The sequence below is a fragment of the Rhizomicrobium sp. genome, from assembly GCA_037200385.1.
Taxonomy (GTDB): domain Bacteria; phylum Pseudomonadota; class Alphaproteobacteria; order Micropepsales; family Micropepsaceae; genus Rhizomicrobium.
Genome location: JBBCGL010000001.1, coordinates 2,198,865 through 2,223,346 on the forward strand (window position 1 = coordinate 2,198,865; position 24,482 = coordinate 2,223,346).

Sequence of the window (24,482 nt, forward strand, 5' to 3'; positions counted from 1 at the left end):
GATCCCAAACGCGCCGCCAGAGACTTCTTCAACAGCCTGTTAGGGCTTACGCGTCCGCGGCAAAGTGTATTGCGTTCTCGAGTGGCTGGCCGAACACCGCCAAGTTGCGAGGCGGCTGCGTTGAGGACGGCACGCACCCGTCCTGTTCGAATGGCACTTCGATGCCACGATAAGGGACCGCATGAAATAGTCGGATGGTGGCATCCAGAGGCCGCTCTCGCGGGGAATCAACGCGGCACGGTCAGGCGGAACCGATCCCGACACGAATCCCCCTATCGGCAAGCGAAGCCATGATGGCGGCCGCACAGCGCTGAACTTCGGTCTCGCGAGATTCGCGTCGGAACCACTGTGCGAAAGTCCGATAGGGTTTGACGAAGATACTCCAACCAATCGCTTGTCCAGAAAATCCTTCACCTGCACCGCACGTGCTTCTGCATCCGACCATGACTTCCGCATTGTTCAGTGACGAGTCGACGAACCAACCCCAGTCCTCTTCTTGCGGATAGCAGGTCGAAAATCCAGCATCTGCGAGGCGCTGAGATAGCCAAAACGCGAGCTCAAAGCCGTAGACTCCAGGATTGACCTGGCTGTCCTCAGGCAGCGTTGGAAGAAACGCATCCGACTTGAACCTTATCTCCCACAAAATTTTCATCGACGTCTCAGCACGATGGCGCCTATGCCTTCACTTCCATCTTGATCGGGCCTTCCGCCCGGCCGTGGATGAACTGGTCGACATAGGGATTGCCGCTGTTGTCGATGTCCTTCACCGGGCCGTGCCAGATGATCTTGCCCTTGTAGAGCATCGCGATGCGGTCGGCGATCTTGCGGGCGCTGACCATGTCGTGGGTGATCGACAGCGTCGTGGCGCCGACGTCGCGCACCGTGTCGACGATCAGCTCGTTGATCACGTCGGCCATGATCGGGTCGAGGCCGGTGGTCGGCTCGTCGAAGAAGATGATCTCCGGATCCGCCGCGATGGCGCGGGCGAGGCCGACGCGCTTCTGCATGCCGCCGGACAGCTCCGACGGCGAGAGCGCCGCGACCTCGGCGCCGAGACCCACCTTGGCGAGCTTGGCGATCGCGATGTCCTTAGCCTTGGCGCGGCCCATGCCGCGGCCCTGGATCAGGCCGAACGCCACGTTCTCCCAGACCGTCAGCGAGTCGAACAGCGCCGCGCCCTGGAACAGCATGCCGAACTTGAGCAGCACCTTGTCGCGCGCCCGGCCGCGCATATGGGTGATCTCCTGGCCGTCGACGAAGATCTGTCCGGCGTCGGGATGCAGGATGCCGAGCACGCTCTTGATCGTGACGGACTTGCCGGTGCCCGAGCCGCCGATGATCACCAGCGACTCGCCCGGATCGACCACGAGATCGATGCCGTCGAGCACGACCTTGGAGCCGAACCTCTTCTTGACGCCGCGCAGCTCGATCTTGGGTGTCGTCATCGCCGTCACTTCGCGAACAGGATGGAGGTGAGGAGATAGTTCGCCGCCAGGATCAGGATCGAGGACGACACTACCGCATTGGTGGTCGCGGCGCCCACGCCCTGCGCGCCGCCCTTGGAGTGGAAGCCGTTGTAGCAGCCCATCAGCGCGATGATGAAGCCGAAGGCCGCCGCCTTGTAGAGGCCCGACACCACGTCCTGGTGGGTCATGAAGTCGACGGTGTTCTTGAGATAGATGCCGCTCGAGAAGCCCAGGCTCTGCGTCGCCACGACATAGCCGCCGAACACGCCGATGGAGTCGCCGACCGCCACCAGGATCGGCATGGAGACCACCGCCGCGATCAGCCGCGGCACGACGAGATAGCGGATCGGATTGGTCGCCAGCGTGGTCAGCGCATCGATCTGCTCGGTCACGCGCATCGTGCCGATCTCGGCCGCGATGGCGGCGGCGACGCGGCCCGCGACCATCAGGCCGGCGATCACCGGCCCCAGCTCGCGGGTGATGCCGAGCACCACGATCTGCGGCACGATCGCCTCGGCGCCGTAGCGGTTGCCGCCCAGGTAGATCTGCAGCGCCAGCGCGCCGCCGGTGAAGAAGGCGGTGAGGCCGACGACCGGCAGCGAGAAATAACCGATGCGCAGGAACTGGTGGACCAGCTGGTAGCCGTAGATCGGCCGGAAGCAGCTCATCACGGAGGTGAACAGGAACAGCGTCAGCCGGCCGATTTCCGCCAGCAGGGCGAGGACGGCGCGGCCGATGGGCGCGAAGATGTTCATGCGGCGGCGCCCTGGTAGTGCCGCGGCACGCGCGGCGTCAGCGAGGTGAGGATTTCATACGCCACGGTGTCCGACGCCTTCGCGACCTCTTCGAGGCTGACCGTGTCGCCGAAGAATTCGGCTTCGAGGGCTTGCGGCACGCTCGGCAGCGCGTCGGTGACGTCGAGCGTCATCAAGTCCATCGACACCCGCCCGACCACAGGCACGCGCTTGCCGGCGAGCGCGGCCGTCCCACGATTGCCGATGGCACGCATCACACCGTCCGCATAGCCCAAGGCCACGGTGGCGATCACCGTGGGCCGCTTCGCCCTGAAGGTGGCTCCGTATCCAACGCTGTCCCCCCTGTCAATTCGGCGCAGCTGGAGCACGCGGGCGGTCAGCACGGCGGCGACGGCAAAGGGATTCTGCGCCGCGTTCTGGACATTGCCGCCATAGAGCCCGATCCCCGGACGCACGAGATCGAAGGCGTAGTCCTTGCCCAGCAGCACGCCGCCCGACGACGCGAAGCTGGCCGGCGCGGGCGGCAGCATGGCAAGCGCGGTGCGGAAGCGGTCGAGCTGCACCGCGTTCATCTTGGCGGCCGGATCGTCGGCGCAGGCCAGATGGCTCATCCAGAGGACGACGCGGATGCCGTCCAGCCGCTTCTTCGCCTCGGCCGCGAGCTGCGACAGGCCGTCGCCGGGAAGGCCCAGCCGGCTCATGCCGGTGTCGATATGGATCGCGGCTTCGAGTTCGCTCCGGGTCTCGCGGGCGGCCGCCTGCCAGCCCGCGATCTCCGCCAGGGAATTGAGCACGGGCGTGAGGCGGTGGCTCAGGAGCGCCGGCACCGTGTCCGGCGCGCCGCCGTCCAGCACATAGATGCGCGCCTCCGGCACGGCGGGGCGCAGGCGGATGCCCTCTTCCAGCCGCGCCACGAAGAAGGTGTCACAGCCGGCGGCGGCGAGCGCCTGGGACACCGGCGCCGCACCGCAGCCATAGCCGTCCGCCTTGACCACGCCGGCGACGGCGGCCGGGCCGACCAGCCGCTGGCACAGGCGGTAATTGGCCGCGATCGCGTCCAACCGCACGGTCAGGCGCGCTGCCTCGAAATCCGGATCGCTCATGGGGCGGACAATGCCGGGCGCCCTCCGCCGCGTCAAAGCCAGTCTCAGAAGGGCTGCGGACCGCCGCCCAGCGGATCGCCATGCATGACCCTGCCCAGGCACGGGACGTTCTGCAGGACGGGACAGGGCGGTGCGGTCTGCTGCTCGTGCCGCATGATGTCCGGGATGGTGGGGGCGGCTTCGACCGGCTTGGGCGGCGCCTGCAGCACGATCGTGCCGTCGGGGCGCTTCACGAAAGCCCAAGGGTGGCGCAGGCAGTGCTCGCGCTGCGCCACGGTCAGATTCTCGTAGCTCGACGCGCCGCAGGCGAGCGAACGGCCGACACCCTCCAGCCCCTCGCTCTGCGGTGCCTCCAATTCCTTGTGCCGGGTGATCGGCGGCAGGGTGATGGGCGCCGTGTTGTCGGGAATGAAGACGTCGGCGGGAGGCGCCAACGGCTCCTTCTTGAGCGAATGCGGGGGCCGGGTCGGCGCAAACCACAGGATCGCTTCGGGGATCGTCTCATGGACGATGTGCTTCACCACCGGAACCTTGTTGCTGTAGGCGATCACGACCAGCGCCAGGATGTGGACCAGCAGCACCGCGACGCCGGCGGCGGTGCGGATGAGCGCGCGGCGGCGATCCTCCGGCTCTGGAACCATCAAAGGATGTGCGGCCAGGATTCCGGTGAAGTCGTCCGAATCGGCCGTACGGTCGGTCACAAACAATCCTGCTCAATGCGGCGCGCGCTCAACCGGTGTGCAAATCCTCGACATCCAGCCGGTCGCGCACCTCTCTTACCCTAGCAGAATTCCACAGCGCCATCGTCTCGTCGAAGCGCCTTTCCCAGCCCGGGCGATCGGGCCGCGCACCCTGGCGCAGGGGCGTGCCGTCTTGTGAATCTTCCTTCATGGTCGACAGGACCGCGGCAGCGGAAATGTCGCGTCCGAGAAAGCCGGACAGCGCCGCCGCGGCGGCAAGCGGATCGGCCTGAAGGTCTTCGTAACGCATCGGGTGGCACATGCTGTTGTGCTTCAGCCAAGAATAGCAGCGCAGCGCGCGCAGATATTTGCCGACGGATTTGTGCGCCCCGTTGCGGAAGGCGCGCTCGTTCGAGCGGGTCCACGCCTCGAAGCCGCGGGTGAGGAAAAGCGTGCGGCGCTCGCGTGGATCGACCAGCAGGTCCGGGGCGCGGCACGACTCCGCGCGCAATTTCACCACCGGCGACTGCGCGGGGTCGAGCGCGGCGGCAAGGTCGCCGCCCATCGCCGCGATCACCGACCGGATCCGCTCGCGCCAAGGATTGAATCGGGTGGACAGCATCACCGAGGTCGCCTGGGTATAGAAGTCCGGTTCCGAAACGTTCGCGACCGCCGCCGCCGAGAGCATGCGGCTGACCAGGGTCGAGCCGCAGCGGCCGGGCGAGAACAGGAAGATCGGCGCACGACCCGCCGTCTTCCGCAAACCGCCGGCCGCCCAGGGGACGAAGGCGATGCGCTGTGCGTGGCGGCGCAGGTAGAGATAATAGAAGGGCGCGTCCTGGGCGCCCGCGACGTCGGCGCCCGCGACATAGACGGCCCGGCGCCGCGGCAGATCGATGCAATAGGGCAACCAAGGCTTTTGCGATGCGCCGGCCAGGTCGAGCGCGCCGGCGGGGCCGATCACGAAGTCGGCAGGCGATGCGATGCTGATGCGATCGACATGACGTATGCGACGCACATCCGCCGCCATCGCGCCGTTCATGGCGCGGGAATGGGCACGACAACGTTGCGGCAACCCGGAGTCCTCATCTTGCGCTTCGAGCCGCGGCGAATTCCTGTCCGAAGGATTACAGGCGTGGCGCCGTCAACATAGAAGCATGTCACGGCAAGCGTACGGATCGGGCCATTTTTCTGTCTTTTTTTGTCGTCGACCTGACTGGAAACAAACAATGTCGCAATCCATACGAAGGAAAGAGGAAACGGAAATGTTCAAGTCGCGTTGGCGGACAGGGAACCGCAGACACAGCGCGAAGGGCACGACATCAGTATGCAGGCTTTCCTCATAAATCTCGCGCGGCGACCCGACCGCCTGCAGAAGATGACCGAACAATTATCCGAGCTTGGGCTGCCGCTTCAACTCGTTGCCGCGATCGACGCCCGGAACATGCCGGACACGGTCACCGACCAGCGTTTCGAGAGCGACGGCCCGCTGGGCCCAATCCCCAAAGGCGACAAGTGCTGCACCATGAGCCATATGCGGGCCTGGAGCATGTTCCTCTCCACCGGCGACGCGCACGGCCTGATCCTGGAGGACGATGTCGCGCTCGACCCGACCGCGGGGCCGCTGTTGCAGGATGTGTCGTGGATTCCGCCGGCGATCGGCCTTTTGAAGATCGAGCACTACGGTCCCGACAGCCAGCGCGTCCTGCTGGATGAATTGATCGACGCGGGCAATGGCCGTCAGATCGGACGGCTGCGCTCCCGCCACACCGGCGCTGGCGCCTATATCCTTTCGCGCGAGACCGCCGAGACGCTGCTGACTTGGCCCGAGCGCTGGACGCTGCCGGTCGACCACATGCTGTTCAATCCCAACAACTCGCCGCTGGCCGAAATGCTGCAGCCCTATCAGCTCACGCCGGCGCTGGCGCGGCAGACCGAGGACATCGGCGGGCGCACCGATATCGACGAATGGCGCGAGTCGGCGCGCGAGCTGAGCTGGCGCTTCGTCAAACGCGAATTCGTCCGCGCCTATTACGAGACCAGGCTGCTGCCGAGCCAGGTCGCAAGCCTGGTCCGGCGCAAGGCGGATCTCGTCCGCGTCGGCGCCACCGTCGGGCGTTAACCGAACCGCGCAAAATCCCGCCCCAAGAGCCGCGCTTCGCGCGATAATCCGTGCGCGGAGAGGTTTTGGCGCGGGCGCGCCGTTAAGGATACGCAAGATGCGGGTCATTCTGGCAGCGGCGGCAGCACTGGCCGTGCTCACGGTCTCGGGCTGCGACATCAACACCGGCACGCCGCGGACCGAGAAGGTCACGTGCAACTGCGCCACCCCGGCACCTGCGGTACCGCCCGCCGGGGCGCGCAGCGGCGAAGCGCCTCGTCCGCAGGCGCGCGTGCATCATCACCGCGACTGGCGCGCCGCGCCGGGCCACGGCTACGCCTATCGCTGGCATCGGGAATACGCCGAGGTCTCGGTGCAGACTTACGACTATCACAGCGACAGCCATTCCTATTACCAGGGCGGCGAGCGCGGCGGCGCCTATGGCGCGACGGATGGTTATGCCGGCGGCGCGCATCGCGGCGACCACGATCGCGGAGACGAAGACGGCGCGCCGGTGCATGACCGGCGCGCGGCCGACGAGCGTGAGAGGCTGCATCCCTGGCACGGCTACGACGCCGATTGCCCCGACCAGGATCGCCACGGAGGGCACTGATTGGGCCTAGACTCCGTTGTGATCCGTTTGAATTGCGACCGTCATCGCGGCCAAGCGATGCGTCGCGCCAAGCCGGGCCCCATTGCGCAAACGTCTCGATGGGTCCCGGCTCTCGCTCCGCTCGGCCGGGATGACATTTTGCGTAAGACCGGTCGCAATTTTCTCTAGCCGTAGCGCTGCTCGTCCAGCACGAGATTCGAGAAGCGGGTGTAGCGGGCGTCGAATTGCAGGTCGATCTTGTTGGTCGCGCCGTGACGGTGCTTCTCCACCAGCACTTCGGCCTTGCCGGTCGCGCGGTCGAGCTTCTCCGTCCACTTGACGTGCTCGGGCGAGCCCGGATCGGGCTCGCGGGTCTTGAGGTAGTATTCTTCGCGATAGACGAACATCACGACGTCGGCATCCTGCTCGATCGAGCCGGATTCGCGCAGGTCGGACAGCACGGGGCGCTTGTCGTCGCGGCTGTCGACCGCGCGCGAGAGCTGCGACAGCGCGATCACCGGCACGTTGAGGTCCTTGGCGAGGACCTTGAGGCTCTTGGAGATTTCCGTCAGCTCCTGCACGCGGTTTTCGGTGCGGCCGGCGGGCGCCACGAGCTGGATGTGGTCGATCATGATGCAGCCGATCTTCTTCTCCCGCTGCATGCGGCGCGACCGGGCCGCGATCTGCGCGATGGAGATGCCGCCGGTATCGTCGATGTAGAGCGGCAGGGTGGAGAGATCCTGCATGGCGAGCACGAATTTCTCCCACTCGCCTTCCGTGAACTTGCCGTTGCGGATCTTCCACATCTCGATCTCGGTCTGCTCCGACAGGATACGGCCCGAGAGCTGCTGCGCCGCCATTTCGAGCGAGAAGAACAGCACCGGCGCGCCGCGCGGGATCTCTTCGCCGGCTTCCATGTCCTGCACATAGGCGCGGGCGGTGTGGAACGCCATGTTGGTGGCGAGCGAGGTCTTTCCCATGCCGGGGCGGCCGGCCAGGATGATAAGGTCCGAGGGCTGCAGGCCGCCGAGCAGCGAGTCGATGTCGGAGAAGCCGGTGATCAGGCCGGAGATGCGGCCGCCGCGGGCCTGCGCCTTCTCCGCCAGCTCCACCGTGCGGCGCAGGCTTTCGCCGAAATCGATCGGGCCGGAGCCGTATTTGGAATCCTCGCTGATGCGATAGAGCGCCTTTTCGGCTTCTTCGATCTGCGCCTTGGGCGGCTTGTCGTGGGGCGCTTCATAGGCCGTGTTCACGATGTCCTCGCCGATGCCGATCAGGGTGCGGCGCACGGCGAGGTCGTGGAGGATGCGCGCGAGGTCGCGGACGTTCGGGATCGCGGGCGCCGCCTGGGCGAGGCCGGCGAGATAGGCGTGGCCGCCGACCTCCACGAGGCCGGGATCGGCCTTCATCGCGGCATGCAGCGTCAGCGGCGTGAGCACCATGCCGCCGCGCTCCGCCGAGGACTGCATCACCTCGAACAGGCGCTGATGCAGCGGATCGTAGAAATCCTCCCCCTTGAGGATCGAGGTGACGCGCTCGATCGCCTGGTTGTCCACCAGGATCGCGCCGAGCAGCGCCTGCTCGACCTCGATGTCGTAGGGGACGTGGCGATAGATTTCCTGTTCCATTTTTCTTTTTCTGATCCCCGGACGCCCGCGCGCCCGGCGCGCAGAACTTCGAATCAAACGAGATAGGACTGGACCGGCAAGCGGCGTTTCGTATTGCTAACAGCTAAGTTTCCTGTGCATGGACGGAACGAACCGCGCGTCAGCGCTTTGGGCCGAACATGTTTTCGTACTGCTCAGGCTTGAAGCCCGCAGCGAGACGGCCTTCCTTGTCGAGGATCGGCCGCTTGATCATCGACGGCTGTGCCAGCATCAGCGCGATCGCCTTCTTTTCGTCCAAGCCTTCTCTTTCGGCATCGGGCAGCTTGCGAAAGGTCGTGCCGGCGCGGTTCAGGACGGTTTCCCATCCCAGTTCTTTCGTCCAGCGCGCCAGCGACGCACGATCGATGCCCGCCGCCTTGTAGTCGTGAAAGCGATAGGCGACGCCATGCGCATCCAGCCAGGCGCGCGCCTTCTTCATCGTATCGCAGGCCTTGATGCCGTAGAGCGTGATCGTCATGGCGCCTCTAATGTGCGCCGAGCGCGAAACGCGCAAGATGTTCGTGCCGCGTCTGTCCGTAATGGCTGTGCACAAGTACGATCTCGCGCGCGGTCCACGCCACCGGCGACAGTGGTGCCTCGTCCGCGAAACGCGCGTCGTAGAGCAAGGTCATGTGCGGCGTGAACGGCGCGCGCGTCACATGGCCCAGCTTGCGCGCCATCAGCGCCGCACCGAGCGCGGCGCGCAGCGCCAGCAGCGCGGCGTCGCCGCCCAGCAGCACGAAGGGATGCTTGTCGGCATCGCGGCCGAAGCTCGCGGAACGGTCGAAGGCGATCGTGAAAGGCGGCGCCCGGACAGCCGCCGCGGCCTCGCAGGCGCGCGCCAGGATGCGCTCCGGCAGGCCGTCGAAAGCGCCGAGGAAGAACAGCGAGACATGCAGATGCTCCGGCCGGATCAGCCGGCCGGTGAAGCGGCGCGCCTGCTTGAGCGCCTCGGCCAGCCGGGCGATACGCGCCGCCGTCTCCGCATCGGGCAGCAGCGCGAAGAACAGCCGGTCCGCCTTGCTGCGGGTGATGGGTTGCGCGTCGAGCATGGATGAGAACATATCATGAACATACGTCTCTGGCAACCGGTTGACGCGGCCACCGCGAAGTCTTTGCCTAGGCGGCGGGAGACCGGCGATGCGCAGGCTGACGGCGTTCAACAATATTTCGCTCGACGGCTATTTCACCGATGCGGGCGGCGACATGGGCTGGGCGCATGCGGGCGGCGACGATCCGGAATTCGCGGCCTTCACCGCCGGCAATGCGCGGGGCAGCGGTGCGCTGCTGTTCGGGCGCGTCACCTACGACATGATGGCCGGTTATTGGCCTTCGGCATTGGCGCGGGAGCGCAGCCCAGCGGTGGCCGAGCGGATGAACGCGATGCGGAAATATGTCGTCTCGCGCTCGCTGACGCTCGCGTCCTGGGCGAACACGGCCGTGATCGGCGATCTCGCCGGCGAAGTGGCCGCGCTGAAACGCGAAGACGGGCCCGACATCGCGATCCTGGGCAGCGGCAGCATCGTGGCGCAGCTCGCGGCAGCCGGCCTGATCGACGCGTTCCAGGCGGTGGTCAACCCGGTCGTCCTGGGCGCGGGCCGCACGATGTTCGAGGGCGTCGGGCGCCGCCTGGGCCTGACGCTCACCGGATCGCGCGCCTTCGCGAACGGCAAGGTGCTCCTGAGCTATTCGCCGGCGGGCTGAACATCTTGCGGGCCATGACAAACCAAGACGTGGCTTCGAAATCGAGTCCGGTCCCTAAAGCGGCCAGCGTCCCAGATGGATGTGCGTGGTCTTGCCCAGCAGGCTGTGCACCAGCACGAAATCACGGGCCGTCCAGGCGAGCGGTTCGATGGCGGACGGCTTGGCCCGCTTCGTGTCGCGCAGCAGCGTGACATGCGGCTTGAACTCGCCCTGGGTCGCGCCGCCCAGTCCGTTGCGCTTGAGCGCGGCGCCCAGCAGCCCATGGAAGGCGTGCAGCGGCGTCGCGCCCGGCGCCGCCAGCAGGACGAAAGGGCAGACGCCGGTGCGATTGCGGAAGCTCTCGGCGCGCACCAGCGTGACGTCGAAGGGCGGCGCGACGATTTCGGCGGCGGCCCTGCCGGCGATGGCGACGATCTCCTCGGGCAAGGCATGCCAGTCGCCGAGATGGAACAGCGTGACGTGCAGATGCTCCGGCAGGATCAGCGTGCCCTCGAAGCCGTTCGCGTGCTTCAGCGCCGTTGCCAGGGCGTGGATGCGGGCGGCGGTGGCGGCATCCGGCAGGAGGGCGAAGAAGACGCGGCTCTTCTGCGAAGCCCCGAATTTCCTGCGTGGCGAGCGGGCGGCCATGGGCGAACATAGCGCGAAACGGTTGCAGCCGCCCAGCGCTGCAATGCGACGGTGGGACGCCGAATCCGCCCTTGCGCAGCCGCGCGCTTGCCCGGCACAAAGGGCCTGAGGGGGACCCGATGATCGCGAGCAAGCAGGGCGACTGGATGACCGCCAAGATCGGCGAGGAGCTGGTCATGATGAGCGTGAACAAAGGCAATTATCTCGGTCTCAGCGAGGTGGGCGCGCGCATCTGGGAGATGCTCGAGACCCCGATGGATGTCGCGGCGCTCTGCCAGCGGCTGCAGGCCGAATACGATGTCCCGCCGGAGATCTGCCGTGCCGAGGTCGAAGCCTTCCTGAACAAGCTGGAATCGCATGGCGCGGTCGTGCTCGCCTCTTCCCCGGCCGCCTAGCGGTCGCGCCGCGCGGGCATGAGCGCGATCTTCGGAGTCCTGCGGTTCGACGGCGCGCCGGTCTCGCCCCGCGCGCTGGAGCGCATGGCGAACACGCTGGCGCATTGCGCGCCGGACGGACGGGCGTCGCTGAGCGACGGACCCGCCGGGCTCGGCCATGGCCTATTGCGCATCACCCGGGAGGACCGGTTCGAGACGCAACCCCTGCGCGTGGCCGACATCGCGCTCGTCGCCGACCTGCGGCTCGACAACCGCGAAGACCTCGGCGCCGCGTTCGGGCTTGGCGCCGCCGCGCTGCGCGAGATGCCCGACAGCGCGCTGCTGTTGCGGGCCTATCGCAAATGGGGCGAGGACTGCGCCGCGCACCTGCTCGGCGATTTCGTCTTCGCGATCTGGGATGGGCGCGCCCGCAAACTCGTCCTGGGCCGCGACCATATGGGCCAGCGCCAGCTCCATTATCATCGCGGCAAGGACTTCCTGGCCTTCGCCAGCGAGATCAAGGCGCTGTGGGCGCTGGACGGCGTGCCGCGCAAGCTGGACGAAACGCAGCTCGGAAAATACCTGCTGTTCGACAGCACGCCGGGCGACGGCGAGACCCATTACGAGGCGATCCGCAATGTCCTGGCAGGCGAGACGCTGTCGGCGGATGTCGCGGGCAACGTCGCGCGGCGGCGCTATTGGGAGCCGCAAGCCGCGCGGGAGCATGAAGGCCGCGACGAGCGCTATTATGTCGAGAACTACCGCGCGATCTTCGCGGAAGCCGTGGCGTGCCGCGTACGCCGCCTGCTCGCGCCGCCGGCCTTGTGCCTGAGCGGCGGCTTCGACAGCGCCGCCATCGCGGGGCTGGCCGGCCCGGCGCTCACCACCGGCGGCAAGCTCGTCGCCGTCTCGTCCGTGCTGCCCGCCGGTTATGACGGACCGCTGCCGAGCGCGCGCCGCTGGGTCGAGCTTTGCCGCCGCGACATGCCGCATCTCGACATCCGTTATGTCGCACGCGGCGAAGCGACCGTGTTGTCGAACCTGGAGCAGACCTTCCTGGCCGGCGACAGCCTGCCGAACAACATGCACTACGTGGTCGACGCGCTGTTCCGCGAGGCGCGGGCAGCCGGCGCAAGGCTGGTGATGGACGGCACCGGCGGCGACGAGGGGCTCAATCCACGCGGCGGCGGCTTCCTGGCCCATCTGCTCCGGACCGGACAGCTCCGGCGCCTGGCCGCCGAATTGCGTCCTTATGCGCGGGCCGCCGGCGTGCCGCTGGCGACGGTGCTGCGCGACGCGGTCGCGGCGCCCTTCGTCCCGTCCTGGGTGAGACGCGTCCGGCGACGCGGTTCGGCGACATCCTGGGCGACGATACCGCTGGCCGCGGCGTTCGTGACGAGACTGCTGAAGGACGGAGGGGTGGCGGAAGCGAATCTGTATGGCGCGGCCGCACCGCGTGCGGCCACGCCCACGGTGCCGCCGGAATATCTGCGCCGCACCGCGCTGGCGCCGCGCCGGCTGCATGTGACCGCGGCGGCGGCGCGCGGCCTCGTCCTCACCAAGCCGCTGCTCGACAAGCGCGTCGTCGAATTCGCCCTCGCCGTGCCACGCGAACTCCATGTCCGGGACGGGCAGCTCCGCTATCTCGCCTGCCGCGCGCTGGCCGATGTCTTGCCGCGGGAATTCCAGCGGCGCGCGCCGCGCCAGGATTCCTTCGAGCCGGATTTCGCCGGGATGATGCAGGACGGCCGCGCCGGTATCGAAGCCGGCATCGCCGGCATGGCACAAAACCCGACGCTGCGCGGCTATTTCGACTTCGACAAGATGCACGCTGCGCTGTCGAAGGGCGGTGAGGCACAGAAGCTCGCCCTGCGCAGCTTCTGCGTCGCCCGCTATGTCGCCTGGTTCAACGGAGAAAACGCTTGAGCGCCGCCCCGCCTCAGGAGAACTGCGTGCCCGTGGGCGTCGAGCTCTCGAGATAATGCGCGAATTTGCTGGCCGTTCTGGTCGCGACCTTCGCCATGATGATCTCCGGCGTCGACCAGGCCTTGCGCGCAACCGGAGGCGTTCCGGTGGTGTCGTTCTCAAGGTCTGGGGTGGTCATCTCGCAACAATCCTCTTCATCGCACGCGATCGCACGCGTGATTTGCGTATGAAAAGATACAAAGAAATTTTCGCGGTGGGAACCTCGAAACGACGACAAGGCGCTGACAACTTGCCGCTCAATCGACATTGTCCGACACATCGTCTCCCATCGGGACGTTTTGCGCGACGCCGGCCAGCGCGAACCAGAATGGATAATACGCCTGCTTGTCGAACAGCGCGGCCTGCAACTCCTCCTTGCGCGTGAGCCTACCCAGAGCGTGCTGACAAAGATGGCAAGTGCCCGAATATCCGGCAGCGCTCTTCGGCACGCGCACATGATCGAAGATCGCGCGCATCGGATTGGCGGCGAGGAATTGCAGGATCGGATCGTTCTGCATGCGCTTGACCAGCGTGCCGAGCGTATCGCGATCCAGGCGGCCGACGACGACACCCCGGTTCTCGTTGTTCATGCCGCAGCAGGGCCGCGCGCTGCCGTCCGGATCGAACACGATCTGGTCGATCGCCCGGCACGGGACGTCGATCGGCGACAGCGCGATTCCGTCCAGCGCCGCACCGCGTCCCAGAGGGGCGACCTTGCGAAACATCAGGGCGACGCCATCCTGCAGGGCGGCGGCCGCCACCTGCTGCCGGACGCGACCTTCCGCCTCCGGCGCGTCCGGCGCCAGTTCGCAGTCGACGCGCAGCGGCCGTCCGAACATCGCGCGATAGGCCGCCGCCAGGGTCAGGACACGATCGAAGGCGACGAATTCCTGATGGTAGACACCGGTGCTCACCTTGATGAAATCGGACGCGCCGCGCATGAAGCCTGCCGCAACCAGGCGCTGCAGCATCGCGTCGGTCCGCGCGCGCGTCGCCGCCCAATAGGCGTTGGTGAAGATGCTGATGCCGCGCAGTCCCGCAGCGCGGCCGGCCGCGATGAGGGCAATGAGATGATCGGGATAGAGGAACGGCTCGCCGCCCGTCAGGTTGAGATGGCCGATGCCCGCCGCCGGCATCTGGGCGACGATGTCCAGCATGGGCTCCAGCGCAATGCGCTGCGCCTTCAATTCCGGACCGGAACCGTTGTAGCAATGGCGGCAGCGGATGTTGCAGTGGTAGGTGAAGCGGAAATTCACCCGCCCGACCGCGAAGGCGAAATTCGACAGGCGCCGCAGGAGACCCTGGGCCGCCGCCTGCGGCTCGCCGAGCTCCAGCCATTGCGCCAGCCACAGCCAGTCATGCGCGGACACGATGGCCGCGGCCTGCGCGCGCGTCGCCGCGAACGCGGCGATCTTTTCGTCGTGGCGCGCGCCGGGCGCGGGCGGATGGGCGCGCAGATGGCCGCGATAGAGATCCTGCAAGCGGCGGTCGACCTTGCCGAGAAAAATGTTGCGCAATGCCGCGACCCCGCGCGCGCTGGGGACGGACGGGCCGCCCGGTATGGCGGCGTAGAGCTCGGACAGGTTGCGGAAACGTCCCGCCGGTGCGCCGGCGAGGCATTGCATCACCGGCACCAGCTCCGCGCCGAGGGCGGTCGAGTGTCCGACATGGCGCGGCAGCGCGACGATGTCGTCGCGGTCGAAGCGAAACGCGCCGAAGCCGGCACCGCCGTCGCAGCAGTCGATGGCGAGCGGCATAGGCAGCGCGGAAGCGGCGCCCGCGCCATCGTCCTCCATGCAAGCGTCGGGCTCGAACATTCCGCCTTCCCTATGACGACGCGGATGCCTCCGCAGCCGCGTCTTGCGTGACCACCGTCCATTCCTCATAGACGAACGCCGCCGTCAAGGCCGCCCATGTGCGAAGCGGCAATGCGCGGTCCGAAAGCACGCGGCGGCCCGCTTTCAACTTTTGCGTCATGCGGCGCAGGAGGGAGCGGCGCGGCGCCGCGGCCCATTGCGCCTGCTCCGGCGTCCAGAGCTGGCGGTTCTCCCGCCATCGCGCGAGCTTGGCCTGCAGGATCACCTCGTCGAGCTGGCTTTCCGACAACGACCACCACTCCGCCGCCGACCGGGGCGTCGGCGCGATCGCGAGACAGAGCGCGACCTTGCGGTCTTTCGCGTCGAGCGAGTCGAACTCATGGACAACAGCCCGAATGGACGCGGCATAGGCTTCCTCGGAGAAACGATCCTGATCGTCGGCCGGTACCGGGAGAGGCCCTGCCTGCTCGGCGATCCCGGGATTGGCGGCGAGGCGGTCGACCGCTTTGCGGTAGACCATCGCCTTCTTTATCGCCACTTCGATCATGAGGACTTCGGAAAACAATATTTTGAGTCTTCGAGGCGCGCGCCGATCGCCCTCTCCGGATCGGCTGCGCGCTGCGGGGCGAAAGAGGAAGCGGCCATGGCTTGGATCTCCGATGCAGGATATCGCTTGCAGAGAGATTTTCATGACGCCGGCGGGCCGTGCCGGGACGGTGTCCCGGCACGGCCCCGATCTAGCCCGTGATGAAGGCCAGAAGGTCGGCGTTGATGGTCGCCGCCTCGGTCGTCGGCATGCCGTGCGGGAAGCCCTTATAGGTTTTCAGCGTGCCGTTCTTCAGCAGCTTTGCCGACAGCGGACCGGAATCGGCATAGGGCACGATCTGGTCGTCGTCGCCATGCATCACCAGCACCGGCACCGTGATCTTCTTCAGGTCTTCGGTGAAGTCGGTCTGGGAGAAGGCGACGATGCCGTCGTAGTGCGCCTTGGCGCCGCCCATCATGCCCTGGCGCCACCAGTTCCAGATCACGGCCTCGGACGGCTTCGCGCCCGGCCGGTTGTAGCCGTAGAACGGCCCGGCCGGCAGGTCGTAATAGAACTGCGATCGGCCGGCGGCGAGCTGCGCCTGGAGCCCGTCGAAAACCTCCTTGGGCAGGCCGCCGGGATTGGCGTCCGTCTTCACCATCAGGGGCGGGACGGCGCTGAGGATCGCGGCTTTCGCCACCCGGCTCTCGCCGTGGCGCGCGATGTAGTGCACGACCTCGCCGCCGCCGGTGGAGTGGCCGACATGCACGGCGTTCTTCAGGTCCAGATGCGCGGTCAGGGCCGCGAGATCGTCGGCATAGTGATCCATGTCATGACCGCCATCGGTCTGGGTCGAGCGGCCATGGCCGCGCCGGTCATGGGCGATCACGCGGAATCCCTTGCTGCGGAAGAAGAGCATCTGCGCGTCCCAGTCGTCCGCCGAGAGCGGCCAGCCGTGACTGAACACGATGGGCTGCCCCGTGCCCCAGTCCTTGTAGAAAATCTCGGTACCGTCCTTGGTCGTGATCGTGGGCATGGTCTGGTCCTTTCGCTGCTGGGAAAATCGAACGCGTCTGACGAGGCGAGAATATACCGTTCGCAAGCCTGCCACGATCGGCCATAGCCGATCTATCGCGTCGGCGGATGGATGTCCTCCGCAAAGAGCCCGGCGGCGGCGGCCAGCACCGCCGGCAACAAAACCTTCACTGCATGATCGAGCGCCGCCCGATCGCGGCCGAACGCGCCGTCGAGCATGCCGCGGGCAAAGCCGTGCATCAGGCACCAGACCGCGACCGGCGAAGCGAGCGCCGGATCGGATGGTATCTCCACCACCACCTCCGATCCGGTCACGCCCTCGTTGAGGATGGCAAAGGCGCGATCGGCGGCGTCACGGTATTCGCGATCGTCGGGATCGAGGATCGCGGACCGCCACATCAGATCGAACCGTGCCGGCTGATGCACAGCGAAGTCCACATAGGCGACGGCCATGCGTTTCAGCCGGTCCGGCCGGTCTGGCGTATCGGCCACCGCTTCGAGGCGCGCGATCAGATCCGCGAAGGCGTGTGCCGCGACGGCGGTCAGCAATCCGCGCACATCGCCGAAATGATGGGCCGGAGCGCCGTGCGATACCCCCGCCCGGCGCGCGACGTCCCGCAAGCTGAAGCCTTCCAGGCCGTGTTCGGCCAGCGCCGCCTCGGCCGCCGCGATCAGCGCCTGGCGCAAGGCGCCATGGTGATAGGGCTTCATCTTGACATCGTCTAAATCATTGGCCATATGCAATCTATACACTGTCTAGAAAGGCATTGCCATGCTCCAGCTCAGCCCCGATCCGACCTTCCACTACGAATTGCTCAGGCTTCTCGAAACATCGCGCGATCTGGGGGCCGATGTCGGCGAGGTCCTCGCCGCCGCCGCCCGCATTGGGCCCCGGGCATCGTCCGTCCTCGCCCGACCATCCTGATGTGCAATGGCTATGATGGCAGCCAGGAGGAGATGCTGCATGTCAGCGGACTGGCCGCACTCGCCCGCGGTTTCAACGTCGTCGCCTTCGAAGGACCGGGCCAGCCGACCGTGATCCGCGACCAGGGCCTCGCCTTCATCGACGATTGGGACAAGGTCGTGAGCCCCGTCGTCGACTGGTGCGAGACCCAGCCCGGCATGGACGCCTCGCGGATCGGGCTCCTGGGCTATTCGTTCGGCGGATGGCTGGTCGCGCGCGCCGCGACACGCGAGCGGCGCATCGCTGCCGTCGCTTGTATCGACGGAATCCTCGACGCCGGCCAGGCGTTCACGGACGTGCTGCCGCCGCCGCTGCGGCAGCGATGCGCATGCAAACCAATCTCAGATGGGCGGTCGAGCACGGTTGCTGGGTCTTCGGCTGCCGGACGCCTTTCGACTTCCTGCAGCGCGTGCAGACCATGACGCTCAGCGACCGGGCCGGCGAGATCGCCTGCCCGGTGCTGGTCTGCGATGCCGACGACGACGCATTCTTCAAAGGCCAGCCAGAGGCCCTGGCGAGAGCGCTGGGTCGCCGTGCCACCCATAAGGTGTTCCGGCAGGAAGATTCGGCGTCGGCGCATTGCCATGTCGGCGCCAGCGACCTGATGAACAGCACGGTGCTGGGCTGGTTCGAAGACACGCTGGCCGACGCGCGCGTCATGGCGGCGGCCTGAGGCGCAATGGAGGAACGTACTTCGCTTCGGTGGCGGAACGGCACGCCAATCAAGAATCCAGAGCACGACGTCAGGCAGCGGCGGGCGCGAGCCGCTCCAATGCGTCCATATCCGCCGGCGACAGTGCGATGTCGCCGGCGGCCACGTTCTCTTCGAGATGCGCGAGTGAGGATGTGCCGGGAATCAGGATCGTCGCCGACGAGCGCTGCAACAGCCAGGCGAGCGCGACCTGGGCCGGCGTGGCGCCGGTCCGCGCGGCGATCCGCAGCAGCGGCTCCGCTCCGGCGACGGCATCGATATGCAGCGGCCAGAACGGGATGAAGCCGATGGCATCCCGCGCGCAATAAGCCAGGACGTCGTCATGCTTGCGATAGGCGAGATTGAAGACGTTCTGGACCGTGGCGATCTCGACCACAGCCCGCGCCCGTTCGATCTCGGCGATGCCGACTTCCGACAGGCCGATATGGCGGATCTTGCCTTCGTCGCGCAGGGCGCGAAACACGCGCATCGTCTCCTCGATCGGCGTCGCGGGATCTACGCGGTGGAGCTGGTAGAGATCGATGCACGATACGCCGAGGTCGCGCAGGCTGCCCTCGACCGCCCGGCGGATATGGGCTTCCGTGCCGTTCATCGACAGGCCGGGGTTTTCGCGCGTCGCCGGTCCGCTGCGGACAAGGCCGGCCTTGGTGGCGATGACGAGGCCCCTGGGATAGGGCTGCAGCGCCTGGCGGATCAGCCGTTCATTGTCGCCGGGACCGTAGACGTCGGCAGTGTCGATGAAGTCGACGCCAAGCTCCACAGCCCGGCGCAGGACCGCCCGTGCGTTCTCGGGATCGTTCGGCGGCCCCCACACGCCGGGCCCCGTAAGCTGCATCGCCCCGAACCCCATGCGCCGAACCGGCATGTCGCCGCCGATGTTGAAGGTGCCACTCGTCGCCGCCATCGTGTTTCCTTTCGCGAACCAGACGGACGGGCTATAACCCTGGACCTTGGTCCATGCTCAAGGGCGGCAGGATGCTGATTTCCGAATTCGCGCGGCGGACCGGCCTGACCACGGATACGGTGCGCTTTTATGTGCGCCGCGGCCTGCTGACGCCGGAGACCAATGGCAAAGGCGGCCGCAATCCCTATCAGCTCTTCACCGCGGACCATGTCCGCGCCGCGAAGATCATCCGCACCGCGCAATCGCTCGGCATGTCGCTGAAGGAGATCGCGGCGATCAGCCAGGCGCGGCGCGCCGGACGCATGTCGCGCGACCGCAGCATCGCGGTGCTCACGGCGCAGCTTCACGAAGTCGAGGCCAAGGCCAGGCAGGTCGCCGCCCTGCGCCGCTATCTGTCCGCAAAACTGGAATGGCTGGCCGGTGGAGAACAAGGCTCTCCACCGGATGTGGAGCGCTACCTGGACCCGGCCGCGTGATCCGCGTGTCTTCTGCGTAATCCGCGCGCTTAACGCGACGGGCCGTGGAACGGTCGCGCGCGCCGGTTGTTGTATGCCATCGGGCTATATGTCTCTTGCACGCAATGATCGCCTGCCGCGGATCGGTGCCGACCGCGCGACGCCTTTTGGAGTCCCCATGAAACATCCCCTGTATCCCCTGAAAAGACTCGGCGTCGCCTGCGCGATACTCGCTGCGGCGGCGCTGTCCGCGACACCGGCGGCCGCGAGCTCCGACGATGCGCCCTGTCCCTATGGCTATTACTATTCCTACGGCTATGGCTGCGTTCCGGATGCGCCGGCCTATGGCGATCTATATGGCGATCCCGACTACGATGTCGGGCCACCGGTCTATGACACCTTCGGCTTCGGCTTTGGGTTGGGCGGACGCTCGCACGGTGGCGGACATCGCGGCGGCGGTCATGGCGGCGGCGGTCATGGCGGCGGTGGTCGCAGCGGAGGCGGCCATGGCGGCGGCGGCCGCGGCGGCGCGCATCACTGAAATCCAACGAAAAACGAGGTATCTCATGACCATCCTTTTATCGGCCAAAACACGCCTGATACTCCTGTCGTCCGCCGCGATCTGCGCCCTTGCGATCGGCAATCCGGCGGCAGCAGCCGGTCGCGGACAAGCCGCGCCGCTCCCGGCCATGTCCGCCTGCGACACGCACGATGCCGGCGATCATGGGCGGCATATGTCGGTGGCCGTCCGCATCAAGCATCTGCACGATCAATTGAAGATCGCGCCGGAACAGGAAGCCCAGTGGAGCGGCGTCGCGCAGGTGATGCTCGACAATGCTTCGGCGGTCGACGATGCGGTAGAGGCACGTGCCGCAAAGGCCGGACATATGAGCGCCGTGGACGATCTGCTGTCCTATCAGGCCATCGTCGTCGCACATGCCGAAGGTCTCAAGAAATTGGCCGCCGCCTTCGCGCCGCTCTATGCCGCCATGCCCGAGCCGCAACAGAGAATCGCCGATGCCGTATTCGGCCATCGGACGGCGTCGAGATTGCGCGCGCGTCGCTAGGCGCCGGTCGTCGAGTCCCGGACCTCTCGCCAGCCGCGCGGCGAGAAAAGATGGCCGCGCGTAAAGGCGCGCCGCTTCCGCATCGTCATGCCGGTTTTTCGGCTTGCAAGAGCATCAAGGGATTGGGCTGCGGCTCTCCGATCCGCACCAGCGTGTTCACGTCGCGGTGCCGGAACGGCTCCGTCTGACCGCGCACCGCCAATGTCGTATCGGACACGTAGCTCCAGCTGCCGTCGGGACTGAAGGTGATCTCGAGCCGGTAGGCGTCGGTACGGAAGGCATATTCGAGGAAGTCGGTGGAGCAGATGCCGTAATCGGTCCGGCCGCGCGTGGCGGTCACCACCAGTCCCATATCGTCCGGCTTCGCAAAGCCCGACGCGAGCGCGGTCTGGCCCCGGGGGATGGTGAGAGACTGCAGCACCAGGCCCGTCGACTTCTCCCACAGCCAGTATCCGACCTGGTCGTGGAAGGTGATGGCCTCTTCGGGCGTGTTGATGTGGACGTGATAGCGCAGGCCGTAGAACAGCTGCGGCCCATTGGCCTGCGGATCGATCGGCTGCATCTCGATGCGCTCGATGAATTGGCGCCGCTCCGGCCCGTCGGCCTTCGGATTGAGATCGACGCCCTTGCTGCTCTGCCACACGCCGGCTAGCCGGCGCAGCGGCCCGAGATTGGCCAGCGTGTCCGGATCGACATCCGCCGGTTCGGTGAAAATATCCTCAGGAAAGGGATTCATGCGATCACACCCCAATGTTCGGCGCCCGCGCGAGTCTCCTCTTAACGGCCAGCCCGTCGCAACCGCCACGGAAAAATATTCCGGCTGCGGCGCATCGCGTTCGCGACGCAAAAAGGACGCCGATATGGAAAGGGCGTGGCCGTCATTCGCGCCCCAGACAAGACTTTCGGTCGTCGCCGGGTGAGTCGCCTCAGGCCGCGCTCTGCGCCGGCGCGTCGAATTGCGCGAGCTTGCCGCCCGTGAAGCCCTGCCGCGTCCCCGGATCGTCGAGCACCGTGTGGGGGAAAATCGCCGGGATCGCGCTCACCTCATCAAGGCGCGCGACCTGCCCGGGCGACAGCGTAAACTTTGTCGCGCCGAGATTGCTTTCGAGCTGGGCCAGCGTGCGCGGCCCGATGATCGGGAGCGAGCCCTTGGCCGCGACCCAGGCGATGGCGATCTCGCCCGGCGTGACGCCGGTGTCCTTCGCGACCGCGATCAGCACGTCGAGGATGGCGGTGCGCTGCGCCGAATTCTCGGGCTGGAACACCCGCCCGCCGAAGCCCTCGGCGCGGCCCTTCTCGCCCTGGCGGTATTTGCCGGTCAGCATGCCGCCGCCGAGCGGCGACCACGCCACGATGCCGAGGCCGAGCGCATGGCCGGCCGGGAGAAGCTCGTGCTCGGTGGTGCGCTCGACGAGGCTGTGCTCGACCTGAAGAGCCGCGATGGGGACGGCGCCGCGCAATTCGGCAATGGTCGCGGCCCGCGCCACCCGCCAGGCGGGAAAGTCGGAAAGGCCCGCATAGAGGATCTTGCCGGCCCGCACGAGATCGTCGAAGCCCCGCACGATCTCCTCGGCCGGCGTGACGCCATCGGACATGTGGACCCAGTAGAGGTCGATGCGATCGGTCTTGAGCCGCTTCAGGCTCGCCTCGACCGACGCGGCCATCGCCTTGCGGCTGTTGCCGGTGACGAGGATGCCGGCCTTCGGGTCGGTCCCCATGGTGAACTTCGTGGCCAGCACGAAGTCGTCGCGCCGCCCGGTCAGCAGGTCGCCCAGGATCTCCTCGGACTGGCCGAACTGGTAGCCATTGGCGGTGTCGATGAAATTGCCGCCGGCGGCCGCATAGGCGTCGAAGATGCGGCGCGCCTCGTCGGGTTCGGCGCCATGGCCCCAGCGCGTGCCGAAATTGCCCGCCCCCAGCACCAGTTCGGAGACCCGCAGGCCCGTATGCTTGCCGAAGAGCTTGTAACGCATGGCCCGTCTCCATCGCATATTGATTGCGAGCACAACTAATTGATTTTGGCGGCGACCGCAACTAAAAGGATTCTCGGTTCGGGAGTTTCCGGAATGCGTGTTTCCAGGGAAAGAGCGGCGGAAAACCGCGATGCCCTCCTGCGGGCGGCCAGCCGGCTGTTCCGCAAGCGGGGCATCGACGGCGTCGGCGTGGCGGAGATCGCCAAGGCGGCGGGACTGACCCATGGCGCCCTCTATGCGCATTTTCCATCGAAGGACGCGCTGGCGGCCGAAGCTTTCTCCCATGGCTTCGAAGGCAACATGGCGCAGGTCCGGGCGCGGGCGGGCGGGCGGCGCATAGCGTTCGAAGACCACCTCGCCGCGCTTTTCTCGACAGGCATGCGCGACGGGTTGGAGACGGGATGCCCGATGACCGCGTCCGCCAGCGAAATCGCGCGGCAGGGCGCGGCCGTCAGCGTCAGCTTCACGCGCGCCTTCGACGAGATGGTGGCGATGGTCGAGGGTTCTCTCGAGAAGACGATTCCCGCCGCGCGAAGGCGCCGCCTCGCCATTGCGTCCGTGGCCGCGCAAATCGGTGCCGTCGCCGTGTCGCGCGCGGTCGCGAAGACGGACGCCGCGCTCGCGGATGAGGTGCTGCAAGCCGTTCGAAAGACCGTCCTCGGCGGCGCTGGCCGGGCCGGATCAAGGAAGGCGCGGCCGCCGACTGCGCTTAGCGGCCGTGCCTGATGAAGAACTCCACCGGCACCACGAGCTCGATGCTGTCGCCCTTGACCTGGACCGGAGGCGGCGGCAGGGGCTGCACGCGCCGGATGAGGGAAAGCACTTCGTCGTCGAGGAGCGCGAAGCCGCGGCTGCGATCGATGCTCGCCGTGAGCACCTGACCGCTCCGATCGACGGTGAAGCGCAGATAAACGACGTCTTCCTCCGCCCGCATCTGGGCGAGGCCCGGATAGCGCTTGGCGCGCTCGAGCTTGGCGAGGATCGCGCCTTCCCAGCTTTCCTCCGCCGTGCGCGCCGGGTCCGATGCGGCGCCCGAAGCGGGCGCCGCGGCGACGTCGTTCTTGGGCGCGACCGAGGTCGGCGCGTCGGTGCTGCGCGGCGCGGGCGGCCGGTCGGGCGGCGCCGGCGGCGTCTTGCGTGCGTCCTCATGCAGGACGACCTCGCCATGCATCACGGGCGGCTGCTTGATCCTGGGCTGCGGTTTTTGCTGCGGCTGGGGCTTCGGCTGGGCCTGGACCTGGTGCGGACCGGGGGGCGTCTCCTTGAAGACCGCGGTCGGCGAGGACGGCGTGGGCGCCAGATCCACCATCAGCGCCGCAGACTGTGAGGGCATCGCGGGCGTACTCATCCATTCCAGCAGGCAGACGAGTGCGATCGCGATATGCAGGCAGAACGCGACAAGGGCGCTCATGCCGTAACGGGCGAAATCGGCCCGCACGCGGCTGCCGAAGATGCTGTGCGCGACTCCGCCATTCGCCGGCGGCAACGGGTCGGGCCCGGCCCCGCCGCCGATCGTCAGCCGCGGCTGGACGAGCGCGCCGCCCGAGGGACGGAGGGCCATCTGCATCGGTTTGGAATGTGCGCTCATGGCGCGGCCGCGTCGGCTGCGTCCAGGCCGACCAGGGCGACCTTCAGATATCCCGCCTTGCGCAGCTGGTCCATCAATCCCATCACGTCGCCGTAGTCGACGCGCTTGTCGGCGCGAAGGAAGATGCGCGTGTCCTTCTTGCCCTTGGTCGCCGCATCCAGCGCCGCGCCGACATCGGCGTTCTTCAGCAGCGTGTCGCCGATGGAGACGCCGTGATCGGCCTGGAGCGTGACGAAGACCGGCTCGACGTCGGGCGCCGGCCCGGCCGAGGACACCGGCAAATCGACCGGTACGTCGACCGTCGCCAAGGGCGCCACCACCATGAAGATGATCAGCAGCACCAGCATCACGTCGATGAACGGCGTGACGTTGATCTCGTGGTTGACCGGCAGATCTTCGGATTCGGGATGAAACTTGACGGCCATCGC

Annotated in this window: 32 protein-coding genes; 12 read left to right on the forward strand and 20 right to left on the reverse strand. The window is 67.0% G+C overall.

Annotated features, from left to right (window positions below; all coding sequences use genetic code 11):
• Positions 1-241: 241 nt before the first annotated feature.
• The 6 genes from WDM91_10455 to WDM91_10480 are packed head-to-tail and all read right to left on the reverse strand — an operon-like array spanning position 242 to position 5,022.
• Positions 242-652: a hypothetical protein gene (locus WDM91_10455; GenBank protein ID MEI9995005.1), complete on the reverse strand. Its 411-nt coding sequence runs from the start codon at positions 650-652 to the stop codon at positions 242-244.
• 22 nt (positions 653-674) lie between these two features.
• On the reverse strand, positions 675-1,445 hold the full coding sequence (locus tag WDM91_10460; protein ID MEI9995006.1) for an ATP-binding cassette domain-containing protein: 771 nt from the start codon (positions 1,443-1,445) through the stop codon (positions 675-677).
• 5 nt (positions 1,446-1,450) lie between these two features.
• Entirely contained in the window at positions 1,451-2,221 is a 771-nt protein-coding gene (locus WDM91_10465) for an ABC transporter permease (protein MEI9995007.1), read from the reverse strand.
• Complete coding sequence (alr, locus tag WDM91_10470; protein ID MEI9995008.1) at positions 2,218-3,324, reverse strand: alanine racemase; 1,107 nt, start codon at positions 3,322-3,324, stop codon at positions 2,218-2,220. The genes WDM91_10465 and alr overlap by 4 nt, the downstream gene beginning before the upstream one ends.
• A 44-nt stretch (positions 3,325-3,368) precedes the next feature.
• Positions 3,369-4,025, reverse strand: a complete 657-nt coding sequence (locus tag WDM91_10475; GenBank protein MEI9995009.1) for a hypothetical protein — start codon at positions 4,023-4,025, stop codon at positions 3,369-3,371.
• 28 nt (positions 4,026-4,053) lie between these two features.
• Positions 4,054-5,022, reverse strand: coding sequence for a hypothetical protein (locus WDM91_10480; GenBank protein ID MEI9995010.1), 969 nt, complete (start codon positions 5,020-5,022; stop codon positions 4,054-4,056).
• A 309-nt stretch (positions 5,023-5,331) separates the two neighbouring features.
• On the opposite strand from WDM91_10480, the gene WDM91_10485 reads away from it, so the two are divergent.
• Together WDM91_10485 and WDM91_10490 are read left to right on the forward strand one after the other, a co-directional pair.
• Positions 5,332-6,126 (forward strand): glycosyltransferase family 25 protein, encoded by a 795-nt coding sequence (locus WDM91_10485; GenBank protein MEI9995011.1) that lies wholly within the window; start codon positions 5,332-5,334, stop codon positions 6,124-6,126.
• 97 nt (positions 6,127-6,223) lie between these two features.
• Positions 6,224-6,718, forward strand: a complete 495-nt coding sequence (locus WDM91_10490; protein ID MEI9995012.1) for a hypothetical protein — start codon at positions 6,224-6,226, stop codon at positions 6,716-6,718.
• Positions 6,719-6,882: 164 nt separating this feature from the next.
• Here the strand turns inward: WDM91_10490 and WDM91_10495 are convergent, their stop codons facing one another.
• The 3 genes from WDM91_10495 to thpR all read right to left on the reverse strand — a co-directional run bounded on the left by WDM91_10495 (position 6,883) and on the right by thpR (position 9,395).
• Entirely contained in the window at positions 6,883-8,325 is a 1,443-nt protein-coding gene (locus WDM91_10495; GenBank protein ID MEI9995013.1) for a replicative DNA helicase, read from the reverse strand.
• Between the two features lie 139 nt (positions 8,326-8,464).
• Positions 8,465-8,821, reverse strand: a complete 357-nt coding sequence (locus WDM91_10500; GenBank protein ID MEI9995014.1) for an ArsC family reductase — start codon at positions 8,819-8,821, stop codon at positions 8,465-8,467.
• Positions 8,822-8,828: 7 nt separating this feature from the next.
• On the reverse strand, positions 8,829-9,395 hold the full coding sequence (gene thpR, locus WDM91_10505) for an RNA 2',3'-cyclic phosphodiesterase (protein MEI9995015.1): 567 nt from the start codon (positions 9,393-9,395) through the stop codon (positions 8,829-8,831).
• A gap of 88 nt (positions 9,396-9,483) precedes the next feature.
• Between thpR and WDM91_10510 the strand changes: the two genes are divergently transcribed.
• Positions 9,484-10,047, forward strand: coding sequence for a dihydrofolate reductase family protein (locus WDM91_10510; protein MEI9995016.1), 564 nt, complete (start codon positions 9,484-9,486; stop codon positions 10,045-10,047).
• A gap of 54 nt (positions 10,048-10,101) precedes the next feature.
• Here the strand turns inward: WDM91_10510 and WDM91_10515 are convergent, their stop codons facing one another.
• A complete protein-coding gene (locus WDM91_10515; protein MEI9995017.1) occupies positions 10,102-10,674 on the reverse strand; it encodes a 2'-5' RNA ligase family protein in 573 nt (190 codons plus the stop codon).
• A gap of 119 nt (positions 10,675-10,793) precedes the next feature.
• Here WDM91_10515 and WDM91_10520 point away from each other — a divergent pair, with 119 nt between their 5' ends.
• A complete protein-coding gene (locus WDM91_10520; GenBank protein MEI9995018.1) occupies positions 10,794-11,069 on the forward strand; it encodes a PqqD family peptide modification chaperone in 276 nt (91 codons plus the stop codon).
• An 18-nt stretch (positions 11,070-11,087) separates the two neighbouring features.
• Positions 11,088-12,974: an asparagine synthase-related protein gene (locus WDM91_10525; protein ID MEI9995019.1), complete on the forward strand. Its 1,887-nt coding sequence runs from the start codon at positions 11,088-11,090 to the stop codon at positions 12,972-12,974.
• A 13-nt stretch (positions 12,975-12,987) separates the two neighbouring features.
• Here the strand turns inward: WDM91_10525 and WDM91_10530 are convergent, their stop codons facing one another.
• The 5 genes from WDM91_10530 to WDM91_10550 form a co-directional block, all read right to left on the reverse strand.
• Positions 12,988-13,152: a hypothetical protein gene (locus WDM91_10530; protein MEI9995020.1), complete on the reverse strand. Its 165-nt coding sequence runs from the start codon at positions 13,150-13,152 to the stop codon at positions 12,988-12,990.
• A gap of 118 nt (positions 13,153-13,270) precedes the next feature.
• Positions 13,271-14,830, reverse strand: coding sequence for a radical SAM protein (locus tag WDM91_10535; protein MEI9995021.1), 1,560 nt, complete (start codon positions 14,828-14,830; stop codon positions 13,271-13,273).
• A 10-nt stretch (positions 14,831-14,840) separates the two neighbouring features.
• A complete protein-coding gene (locus tag WDM91_10540) occupies positions 14,841-15,377 on the reverse strand; it encodes a hypothetical protein (GenBank protein ID MEI9995022.1) in 537 nt (178 codons plus the stop codon).
• Positions 15,378-15,567: 190 nt separating this feature from the next.
• Positions 15,568-16,392 carry an alpha/beta hydrolase gene (locus WDM91_10545; protein ID MEI9995023.1) on the reverse strand — a complete coding sequence of 275 codons (825 nt, stop codon included), beginning with the start codon at positions 16,390-16,392 and terminating at the stop codon, positions 15,568-15,570.
• Positions 16,393-16,484: 92 nt separating this feature from the next.
• Complete coding sequence (locus tag WDM91_10550) at positions 16,485-17,102, reverse strand: TetR/AcrR family transcriptional regulator (GenBank protein ID MEI9995024.1); 618 nt, start codon at positions 17,100-17,102, stop codon at positions 16,485-16,487.
• 61 nt (positions 17,103-17,163) lie between these two features.
• Here WDM91_10550 and WDM91_10555 point away from each other — a divergent pair, with 61 nt between their 5' ends.
• Genes WDM91_10555 through WDM91_10565 form a run of 3 tightly spaced genes read left to right on the forward strand, consistent with a single transcriptional unit; the run spans position 17,164 to position 18,028 of the window.
• Positions 17,164-17,316 (forward strand): hypothetical protein, encoded by a 153-nt coding sequence (locus WDM91_10555; protein ID MEI9995025.1) that lies wholly within the window; start codon positions 17,164-17,166, stop codon positions 17,314-17,316.
• Positions 17,316-17,777: an alpha/beta fold hydrolase gene (locus tag WDM91_10560; GenBank protein ID MEI9995026.1), complete on the forward strand. Its 462-nt coding sequence runs from the start codon at positions 17,316-17,318 to the stop codon at positions 17,775-17,777. Before WDM91_10555 ends, WDM91_10560 begins: the two co-directional genes overlap by 1 nt.
• On the forward strand, positions 17,774-18,028 hold the full coding sequence (locus tag WDM91_10565; GenBank protein MEI9995027.1) for a hypothetical protein: 255 nt from the start codon (positions 17,774-17,776) through the stop codon (positions 18,026-18,028). Before WDM91_10560 ends, WDM91_10565 begins: the two co-directional genes overlap by 4 nt.
• A 70-nt stretch (positions 18,029-18,098) precedes the next feature.
• Here WDM91_10565 and WDM91_10570 read toward each other — a convergent pair whose 3' ends face one another.
• A complete protein-coding gene (locus WDM91_10570) occupies positions 18,099-18,971 on the reverse strand; it encodes an aldo/keto reductase (GenBank protein ID MEI9995028.1) in 873 nt (290 codons plus the stop codon).
• Between the two features lie 71 nt (positions 18,972-19,042).
• On the opposite strand from WDM91_10570, the gene WDM91_10575 reads away from it, so the two are divergent.
• The 3 genes from WDM91_10575 (at position 19,043) to WDM91_10585 (ending at position 20,493) form a co-directional block, all read left to right on the forward strand.
• Positions 19,043-19,447, forward strand: coding sequence for a MerR family transcriptional regulator (locus WDM91_10575; GenBank protein MEI9995029.1), 405 nt, complete (start codon positions 19,043-19,045; stop codon positions 19,445-19,447).
• A 157-nt stretch (positions 19,448-19,604) separates the two neighbouring features.
• The gene (locus WDM91_10580; protein ID MEI9995030.1) at positions 19,605-19,967 is read left to right on the forward strand and encodes a hypothetical protein; all 363 of its coding nucleotides are present in this window, start codon (positions 19,605-19,607) and stop codon (positions 19,965-19,967) included.
• Between the two features lie 25 nt (positions 19,968-19,992).
• Positions 19,993-20,493, forward strand: coding sequence for a Spy/CpxP family protein refolding chaperone (locus WDM91_10585; GenBank protein ID MEI9995031.1), 501 nt, complete (start codon positions 19,993-19,995; stop codon positions 20,491-20,493).
• An 85-nt stretch (positions 20,494-20,578) separates the two neighbouring features.
• Here the strand turns inward: WDM91_10585 and WDM91_10590 are convergent, their stop codons facing one another.
• Both WDM91_10590 and WDM91_10595 read right to left on the reverse strand, forming a co-directional pair.
• Complete coding sequence (locus tag WDM91_10590; GenBank protein MEI9995032.1) at positions 20,579-21,229, reverse strand: heme-binding beta-barrel domain-containing protein; 651 nt, start codon at positions 21,227-21,229, stop codon at positions 20,579-20,581.
• Positions 21,230-21,419: 190 nt separating this feature from the next.
• Positions 21,420-22,466: an aldo/keto reductase gene (locus WDM91_10595; protein ID MEI9995033.1), complete on the reverse strand. Its 1,047-nt coding sequence runs from the start codon at positions 22,464-22,466 to the stop codon at positions 21,420-21,422.
• Between the two features lie 93 nt (positions 22,467-22,559).
• Between WDM91_10595 and WDM91_10600 the strand changes: the two genes are divergently transcribed.
• Positions 22,560-23,192 carry a helix-turn-helix domain-containing protein gene (locus WDM91_10600; GenBank protein ID MEI9995034.1) on the forward strand — a complete coding sequence of 211 codons (633 nt, stop codon included), beginning with the start codon at positions 22,560-22,562 and terminating at the stop codon, positions 23,190-23,192.
• On the opposite strand, the gene WDM91_10605 is transcribed toward WDM91_10600, so the two are convergent.
• Both WDM91_10605 and exbD read right to left on the reverse strand, forming a co-directional pair.
• Positions 23,176-24,054 carry a TonB family protein gene (locus WDM91_10605; GenBank protein MEI9995035.1) on the reverse strand — a complete coding sequence of 293 codons (879 nt, stop codon included), beginning with the start codon at positions 24,052-24,054 and terminating at the stop codon, positions 23,176-23,178. The genes WDM91_10600 and WDM91_10605 overlap by 17 nt on opposite strands.
• A complete protein-coding gene (gene exbD / locus WDM91_10610; GenBank protein ID MEI9995036.1) occupies positions 24,051-24,479 on the reverse strand; it encodes a TonB system transport protein ExbD in 429 nt (142 codons plus the stop codon). Before exbD ends, WDM91_10605 begins: the two co-directional genes overlap by 4 nt.
• Between the last annotated feature and the right edge of the window lie 3 nt (positions 24,480-24,482).